Annotated in this window: 2 tRNA genes and 3 rRNA genes; all 5 read right to left on the bottom strand. The window is 52.1% G+C overall.

What is annotated here, in order from left to right:
* Nucleotides 1-8: 8 nt before the first annotated feature.
* A 5S ribosomal RNA gene (rrf, locus tag ACJRW5_RS24830) occupies nt 9-124 on the bottom strand.
* A 137-nt stretch (nt 125-261) separates the two neighbouring features.
* Nucleotides 262-3,154, bottom strand: a 23S ribosomal RNA gene (locus ACJRW5_RS24825).
* A 246-nt stretch (nt 3,155-3,400) separates the two neighbouring features.
* Nucleotides 3,401-3,476 (bottom strand) — tRNA-Ala (locus tag ACJRW5_RS24820).
* 20 nt (nt 3,477-3,496) lie between these two features.
* Nucleotides 3,497-3,573, bottom strand: a tRNA-Ile gene (locus ACJRW5_RS24815).
* Between the two features lie 88 nt (nt 3,574-3,661).
* A 16S ribosomal RNA gene (locus ACJRW5_RS24810) occupies nt 3,662-4,545 on the bottom strand; the annotation flags it as partial.

Genomic DNA, 4,545 nt, shown 5'->3' with positions numbered 1-4,545 from the left:
GTATAGGAGCTTGACGATGACCTACTCTCACATGGTGAAGCACCACACTACCATCGGCGATGCGTCGTTTCACTACTGAGTTCGGGATGGGATCAGGTGGTTCCAACGCTCTATGGTCGTCAAGCAATTCGGTTGGGATCTCGTCATGGACGCTATCCCTTGGATACGTGATAGAGGCTTGTAGCTCTCGCAAATTTTCGGCTTTCTGTCGACTTCACCATCGACACCCTCTGCTTCGAGGGCAGATTGTTTGGGTGTTATATGGTCAAGCCTCACGGGCAATTAGTATTGGTTAGCTCAACGCCTCACAGCGCTTACACACCCAACCTATCAACGTCGTAGTCTTCGACGGCCCTTTAGGGGAATCAAGTTCCCAGTGAGATCTCATCTTGAGGCAAGTTTCCCGCTTAGATGCTTTCAGCGGTTATCTTTTCCGAACATAGCTACCCGGCAATGCCACTGGCGTGACAACCGGAACACCAGAGGTTCGTCCAACCCGGTCCTCTCGTACTAAGGTCAGCCCCTCTCAAATCTCAAACGTCCACGGCAGATAGGGACCGAACTGTCTCACGACGTTCTAAACCCAGCTCGCGTACCACTTTAAATGGCGAACAGCCATACCCTTGGGACCGGCTTCAGCCCCAGGATGTGATGAGCCGACATCGAGGTGCCAAACACCGCCGTCGATATGAACTCTTGGGCGGTATCAGCCTGTTATCCCCGGAGTACCTTTTATCCGTTGAGCGATGGCCCTTCCATACAGAACCACCGGATCACTAAGACCTACTTTCGTACCTGCTCGACGTGTCTGTCTCGCAGTCAAGCGCGCTTTTGCCTTTATACTCTACGACCGATTTCCGACCGGTCTGAGCGCACCTTCGTACTCCTCCGTTACTCTTTGGGAGGAGACCGCCCCAGTCAAACTACCCACCATACACTGTCCTCGATCCGGATAACGGACCAGAGTTAGAACCTCAAGGTTGCCAGGGTGGTATTTCAAGGATGGCTCCATGAGAACTGGCGTCCCCACTTCAAAGCCTCCCACCTATCCTACACAAGCAAGCTCAAAGTCCAGTGCAAAGCTATAGTAAAGGTTCACGGGGTCTTTCCGTCTAGCCGCGGATACACTGCATCTTCACAGCGATTTCAATTTCACTGAGTCTCGGGTGGAGACAGCGCCGCCATCGTTACGCCATTCGTGCAGGTCGGAACTTACCCGACAAGGAATTTCGCTACCTTAGGACCGTTATAGTTACGGCCGCCGTTTACCGGGGCTTCGATCAAGAGCTTCGCTTGCGCTAACCCCATCAATTAACCTTCCGGCACCGGGCAGGCGTCACACCCTATACGTCCACTTTCGTGTTTGCAGAGTGCTGTGTTTTTAATAAACAGTCGCAGCGGCCTGGTATCTTCGACCGGCATGGGCTTACGTAGTAAATACTTCACCCTCACCGGCGCACCTTCTCCCGAAGTTACGGTGCCATTTTGCCTAGTTCCTTCACCCGAGTTCTCTCAAGCGCCTTGGTATTCTCTACCTAACCACCTGTGTCGGTTTGGGGTACGGTTCCTAGTTACCTGAAGCTTAGAAGCTTTTCCTGGAAGCATGGCATCAACCACTTCGCATTCTAAAAGAACGCTCGTCATCAGTTCTCGGCCTTGATCTCCCGGATTTACCTAAGAAACCAGCCTACAACCTTAAACACGGACAACCAACGCCGTGCTGGCCTAGCCTTCTCCGTCCCTCCATCGCAGTAACTAGAAGTACGGGAATATTAACCCGTTTCCCATCGACTACGCATTTCTGCCTCGCCTTAGGGGCCGACTAACCCTGCGTCGATTAACGTTGCGCAGGAAACCTTGGTCTTTCGGCGTGCGAGTTTTTCACTCGCATTGTCGTTACTCATGTCAGCATTCGCACTTCTGATACCTCCAGCAAGCTTCTCAACTCACCTTCACAGGCTTACAGAACGCTCCTCTACCGCTCATCCAAAGGATGAACCCGTAGCTTCGGTGTATGGTTTGAGCCCCGTTACATCTTCCGCGCAGGCCGACTCGACTAGTGAGCTATTACGCTTTCTTTAAAGGATGGCTGCTTCTAAGCCAACCTCCTAGCTGTCTAAGCCTTCCCACATCGTTTCCCACTTAACCATAACTTTGGGACCTTAGCTGACGGTCTGGGTTGTTTCCCTTTTCACGACGGACGTTAGCACCCGCCGTGTGTCTCCCGTGCTGACACTTGCTGGTATTCGGAGTTTGCATCGGTTTGGTAAGTCGGGATGACCCCCTAGCCGAAACAGTGCTCTACCCCCAGCAGTGATACACGAGGCGCTACCTAAATAGCTTTCGAGGAGAACCAGCTATCTCCGAGCTTGATTAGCCTTTCACTCCGATCCACAGGTCATCCGCTAACTTTTCAACGGTAGTCGGTTCGGTCCTCCAGTCAGTGTTACCTAACCTTCAACCTGCCCATGGATAGATCGCCCGGTTTCGGGTCTATACCCAGCGACTAAAGCGCCCTATTAAGACTCGCTTTCGCTACGCCTCCCCTATTCGGTTAAGCTCGCCACTGAATATAAGTCGCTGACCCATTATACAAAAGGTACGCAGTCACCCAACAAAGTGGGCTCCCACTGCTTGTACGCATACGGTTTCAGGTTCTATTTCACTCCCCTCTCCGGGGTTCTTTTCGCCTTTCCCTCACGGTACTGGTTCACTATCGGTCAGTCAGTAGTATTTAGCCTTGGAGGATGGTCCCCCCATGTTCAGACAAGGTTTCTCGTGCCCCGTCCTACTCGATTTCATTGATAAGAGCGTTTCGTGTACGGGGCTATCACCCACTATGGCGGCACTTTCCAGAGCCTTCCACTACACTCAAACCAACTTAAGGGCTAGTCCCCGTTCGCTCGCCACTACTTAGGGAATCTCGGTTGATTTCTTTTCCTCAGGGTACTTAGATGTTTCAGTTCCCCTGGTTCGCCTCTTGCACCTATGGATTCAGTACAAGATACCCGGCTTATGCCGGGTGGGTTCCCCCATTCAGAGATCTCTGGATCACAGTCTGTTTGCCGACTCCCCAAAGCTTTTCGCAGGCTACCACGTCTTTCATCGCCTCTGACTGCCAAGGCATCCACCGTATGCGCTTCTTCACTTGACCATATAACCCCAAGCAATCTGGTTACTGTCTCAATCGTGAAGACGACATTCGCCGAAAATTTGCGTCTTGAGAACTACAAATTTTGCCTTGATTAACGCTGTGCAGTGATACACACCGTTAGTCACTTCTATCACATATCCAAATTTTTAAAGAACGATTATTACCGGTCAAAAGACCAGAAATCAGCACTCGACAGGTAACCTACCTGAAGCGCTCATTTCTGAACTCTCTACGATCATGCTGTAATGGTGGAGCCAAGCGGGATCGAACCGCTGACCTCCTGCGTGCAAAGCAGGCGCTCTCCCAGCTGAGCTATGGCCCCGTAAGCATCTGCACCTGAATTGGTAGGTCTGGGCAGATTTGAACTGCCGACCTCACCCTTATCAGGGGTGCGCTCTAACCAACTGAGCTACAGACCTATAACAGGGTCGCCGCGTTACAGCATCGTCTTCTACAGTGAATCAAGCAATTCGTGTGGGAACTTATGAAGAAGCTGAAGTCTTCGATTAAGGAGGTGATCCAGCCGCAGGTTCCCCTACGGCTACCTTGTTACGACTTCACCCCAGTCATGAATCACTCCGTGGTAACCGTCCCCCTTGCGGTTAGACTAGCTACTTCTGGAGCAACCCACTCCCATGGTGTGACGGGCGGTGTGTACAAGGCCCGGGAACGTATTCACCGTGACATTCTGATTCACGATTACTAGCGATTCCGACTTCACGCAGTCGAGTTGCAGACTGCGATCCGGACTACGATCGGTTTTATGGGATTAGCTCCACCTCGCGGCTTGGCAACCCTTTGTACCGACCATTGTAGCACGTGTGTAGCCCTGGCCGTAAGGGCCATGATGACTTGACGTCATCCCCACCTTCCTCCGGTTTGTCACCGGCAGTCTCCTTAGAGTGCCCACCATAACGTGCTGGTAACTAAGGACAAGGGTTGCGCTCGTTACGGGACTTAACCCAACATCTCACGACACGAGCTGACGACAGCCATGCAGCACCTGTGTCTGAGCTCCCGAAGGCACCAATCCATCTCTGGAAAGTTCTCAGCATGTCAAGGCCAGGTAAGGTTCTTCGCGTTGCTTCGAATTAAACCACATGCTCCACCGCTTGTGCGGGCCCCCGTCAATTCATTTGAGTTTTAACCTTGCGGCCGTACTCCCCAGGCGGTCAACTTAATGCGTTAGCTGCGCCACTAAAATCTCAAGGATTCCAACGGCTAGTTGACATCGTTTACGGCGTGGACTACCAGGGTATCTAATCCTGTTTGCTCCCCACGCTTTCGCACCTCAGTGTCAGTATCAGTCCAGGTAGTCGCCTTCGCCACTGGTGTTCCTTCCTATATCTACGCATTTCACCGCTACACAGGAAATTCCACTACCCTCTACC

The organism is Pseudomonas pichavaramensis (assembly GCF_050473265.1).
Classification (GTDB): domain Bacteria; phylum Pseudomonadota; class Gammaproteobacteria; order Pseudomonadales; family Pseudomonadaceae; genus Aquipseudomonas.
The sequence above is the reverse complement of the archived record's forward strand: the minus strand, read 5'-3'. Positions and strand labels throughout refer to the sequence as shown.